3 protein-coding genes are annotated in these 4328 nt (G+C 52.3%); 2 read left to right on the forward strand and 1 reads right to left on the reverse strand.

Annotation, left to right across the window (positions count from 1 at the left end):
• Positions 1-8 precede the first annotated feature (8 nt).
• Positions 9-1559, reverse strand: a complete 1551-nt coding sequence (locus tag C5S62_RS04995) for a bifunctional response regulator/alkaline phosphatase family protein (RefSeq protein ID WP_104404319.1) — start codon at positions 1557-1559, stop codon at positions 9-11.
• 237 nt (positions 1560-1796) lie between these two features.
• On the opposite strand from C5S62_RS04995, the gene cysQ reads away from it, so the two are divergent.
• Both cysQ and C5S62_RS05005 read left to right on the forward strand, forming a co-directional pair.
• The gene (cysQ, locus tag C5S62_RS05000; protein ID WP_104404320.1) at positions 1797-2591 is read left to right on the forward strand and encodes a 3'(2'),5'-bisphosphate nucleotidase CysQ; all 795 of its coding nucleotides are present in this window, start codon (positions 1797-1799) and stop codon (positions 2589-2591) included.
• Positions 2592-2695: 104 nt separating this feature from the next.
• Positions 2696-4252 carry an SLC13 family permease gene (locus C5S62_RS05005; RefSeq protein ID WP_104404321.1) on the forward strand — a complete coding sequence of 519 codons (1557 nt, stop codon included), beginning with the start codon at positions 2696-2698 and terminating at the stop codon, positions 4250-4252.
• The last annotated feature ends 76 nt before the right edge of the window (positions 4253-4328 follow it).

The following is a 4328-nucleotide window of genomic DNA, read 5'->3' on the forward strand; positions in this document are numbered from 1 at the left end:
TCTCTGACCTATCGTTTTTTGGGACGCAACGTGACGAGGGGAATGATCATTTCCTCAAGCGAGACACCGCCGTGCTGGAAAGTATCCTTGTAGTAGCTCACGTAGTAGTTGTAGTTGTTGGGATAAGCGAAGAACTTGTCGCCTTGAGCGAAGATGTAGGTTGTGGAAAGATTGGGGGCTGGCAGCCCGAAGCGCTGGGGATGGCGTATCTCAAAGACTTCTTTGGGATTATAGCTCAAGTTGCGGCCCAGCTTGTAGCGCAGGTTGGTGTTGACGTTGCGGTCGCCCACAACCTTCACCGGTGCCGTGGCGCGTATGCTGCCATGGTCCGTGGTGATGATTATTTCATAATCAAGCGAGGCCAGTGCGCTGAAGAGGTCTTTGATTGGGGTGTGTCTGAACCACGACAGCGTGATGCTACGGTAGGCAGCTTCGCCTCCGGCCAGCTCGCGCACCATTCTCGATTCTGTGCGGGCATGTGAGAGAATGTCTATGAAATTTATCACCAGAATGTTGAGTGGTGACTTCGTAAGCGGCGAAAAGTTGGAGAGCAATTTGTCGGCGGCCACCGAGTCGTTGATTTTGTGATAGGTGAACTGCTCGCGGCGGCGGTACCGGTCGAGCTGGTGGCGGATGAGGGCTTCCTCACAGAGGTTTTTGCCTTCGTCTTCTTCCTCGTCTACCCAAAGGTCGGGATACATCTCGCGTATTTTCCCCGGCATGAGTCCGGCAAAAATGGCGTTGCGGGCGTATTGGGTGGAGGTGGGCAGAATGCTGAAGTAGAGGCGTTCGTCTATGTCGAACTGCTCGGCCAGCTCGGTTCCCAGCACGCGCCATTGGTCGAAGCGCAGGTTGTCGAGTATGAGAAGGAACACTTTCTTCCCCGCCGCCAGGCGCGGAAAAACCTCCCGCTTAAACACATCGGGACTCATCATGGGGCGTTCCTCGGGATGGGACATCCAGCGCTCGTAATTGCGCCGGATAAATTTGGCAAATGTCAGGTTGGCTTCTTCCTTCTGCATCCGCAGCATCTCTCCCATCGCACTGTCGGCACCGTCGAGCTCCAGTTCCCAGTGGACGAGACGTTTGTAAAGTTCTGTCCATTCTCCGGCGCTGAGATTCTCGCTCATCTGTACGCCTATCCGTCCGAACTCCCGCCTATAGCCCGTCTGTACGGCTTCCTGCTGTATCTCATGGCGGTGGATGTTCTTCTTGAGTGTGAGAAGTATTTGCTTGGGGTTGACGGGTTTGAGCAGATAGTCTGCAATCTTCGATCCGATGGCCTGGTCCATGAGGTCTTCGGCCTCGTTCTTGGTGACCATCACCACAGGTACGTTGGGGCTTATGTCCTTTATTCCGGCCAGCGTCTCAAGGCCGCTCAGGCCCGGCATGTTCTCGTCCAGAAGAATAAGGTCGAAGGCGCGGTTGCGACACAGTTCAACCGCATCGGTGCCGTTGGAGCACGTGGCCACCTCGTAACCTTTGTTTTGTAAAAACATAATGTGTCCCTTAAGCAGGTCAATCTCATCATCCACCCAGAGCAGTCGTCCGTTAGTCATAATTCATATCTTTTTAAATCTCGGATAGAGACATATTTGTTGGCTGCGAAGTTAAGAAACAGTTTTGGCATTATCGTTTTTTCTATAATGGTTTTCAGTTTATTTATAACTGCTTTCGGTTTCTTTCTGTCCGTTTTCTCATTTTTTTGCGTAATCAGCCCTCCTATATGGTACGGATGGACTAATTTTGTAAGCTCTTAAATCCTTTTCCTGAAAATTGAACCCCGTTTTCCCTATATGATTCCAGCAGAAAAGCATCTTCCTTTGGCCATTCGCACCGCCGTTGCGGCCGGACAAGCCATCATGGAAATATACGACAGTCCCGACTCCGACTGGCAGGTGGAGCGCAAGGCCGACAACTCTCCCCTTACGCTGGCCGACCGCCGTGCACATGCCGTCATAGCAGAAGCTCTGATGACAACGCCTTGGCCCTTGTTGAGCGAAGAAGGCGCCCACGAGAATTATGAAGTGCGCCGCGAATGGCAAACCCTGTGGATAGCCGATCCGCTCGACGGCACCAAAGAATTTCTTAAGCGCAACGGAGAATTTACCGTCAACATAGCTCTGGTACACAAAGGTGTGCCTGTTTTGGGAGTCATCTACGTACCCGTAGCCCGTCGGATCTACTGGGGCAGTGAGGCCGGGGCTTTCCGTGCCGCTGTCAGTGAGGACGGAACGGTATCGCCGGACGTCGAGGCACTTCCTCTGTCAACACTACCGGAGGACCGGCCTTTTACAGTCGTTGCCTCGCGTTCGCATCTGTCGGCCGAAACGGAAGCCTTCGTAGAGGCGTGCCGCCGCGAACATGGCGAGGTGATACTCCGATCGGCCGGTAGTTCGCTCAAAATATGTCTGGTTGCAGAAGGCGTTGCCGATGTCTATCCGCGACTGGCCCCGACGATGGAATGGGACACTGCGGCCGGACACGCCATAGCTTTGGCGGCCGGACGGGAGGTGGTAGACGCCGAAACGGGCTGTCCGGTTGTATATAACAAGGCCGACCTGCTCAATCCTTTTTTCTTTGTACGTTAAAAGCCGGTACATTCATTACCGCCGCTGTCTCGGAAAGAGATCCGACTGTATGGGCGGATTCTCCAATTATTCCTGAAAGTTTTCACATAAAGACATCATAGCCTGTGACCTTCCAAACCATTTTTGTTGTTATAATTCTAGCTTTTTTAATTCTGGCGCTTATCAAGGACCGCATGCGCCCGGGGCTTATCCTACTTTCCGGCGCAGTTGTGTTTTTATGTGCCGGCATTCTCTCGCCGTCGGAAATGGTGGAAGGATTTGCCAACAAGGGTATGATTACCGTAGCCATGCTTTTCCTCGTGAGCGAAGGAGTACGCCGTTCGGGATTGCTGGAGAAGCTTCTGCTGAAACTTCTGCCGAAAAAGGACGCCGGCATACGCAAGGTACAATTGCGCATGATACCGGTTATCGCGTTCATTTCGGCTTTTCTGAACAATACGCCGGTCGTTGTCATTTTCGCCCCGATGATAAAACGGTGGGCAGAGCGGATGAGGCTGCCGGCCACGAAACTGCTCATCCCGCTTTCTTATGCCACTATTTTGGGTGGCATGTGTACCCTTATCGGCACGAGCACCAATCTGGTGGTTCACGGCATGGTCATAGAGAGCGGTTTTGAGGGATTTTCCATGTTCGAATTAGGAAAAATAGGTTTTATAATAGCCTTGGCGGGCGGGGTGTATATTTTAATGGTTTCGCAGTACTTTTTGCCCGACCGGCGTGAGGAGCCTTCCGATGCAGCCGTAGATGCGGAAAAGCAACAGGGCCTTCAGCGTGTGGAAGTCGTTTTGGGAGCGCGTTTTCCGGCCATTAACCGCCGGGTGCGTGATTTTGATTTCAAGCAGAAATACGGCGCGTTGCTTCTCGAAATAAAGCGCGACGGAAAGACGCTTATCGTGCATGACATGCGTAAGGAACACTTTCGTGAGGGTGACACTCTGGTGCTGCTGGCCGATGATGCGTTCATGCAGAACTGGGGCGATTCCTCTTTTTTCCTTATGGTGTCGAACGGCAAGGAGCCGGAACCGCAGATGAGTGTGCGCAAGCGATGGTTTGCCGTCATCCTTCTGATGGTGATGGTGGGTGGCGCCACCATTGGCGAGCTTCCCTTCATGCGCGAGGCTATGCCGGACATGAAGTTCGACATGTTCTTCTTTGTGTGCGTAGTAACGGTGATGATGGCGTGGTTCAACATTTTTCCTGCCCGCAAGTACACCAAATTCATTTCATGGGACATCCTAATAACCATAGCCTCGGCCTTTGCCATCAGCCGCGCCATGCAAAACTCCGGCATGGCCGATGCCGTAGCGGGTTTTGCCGTAGGGCTGAGCAACGACTACGGACCATTGGTGTTGCTGGCAGTGGTTTTTGTCATCACCAATCTCTTTACCGAACTGATGACCAACAATGCGGCGGCGGCACTGGCGTTTCCCATCTCGCTCTCGATAGCCGACCATTTGGGCGTGAGCCCCATGCCTTTTTTCGTAACCATCTGCATGGCGGCCTCGTCAAGTTTTTCCACCCCCATCGGTTATCAAACCAATCTCATCGTGCAAGGCGTGGGCAACTACCGTTTCTCCGACTTTGTGAAAGTAGGGTTGCCGCTTAACATCATCTGTCTTATCCTATCTGTGATTTTCATCCCCATGATATGGCCGTTTTGATGAGACGGACAAGTAGGATTTTCATTCTTTCGACTTTAACATATTGAACCTTCAGGAACATTAAGAAATTTTAAAA

It is taken from the genome of Prevotella sp. MGM2 (assembly GCF_002933955.1).
In the GTDB taxonomy this organism is placed as follows: Bacteria; Bacteroidota; Bacteroidia; order Bacteroidales; family Bacteroidaceae; genus Alloprevotella.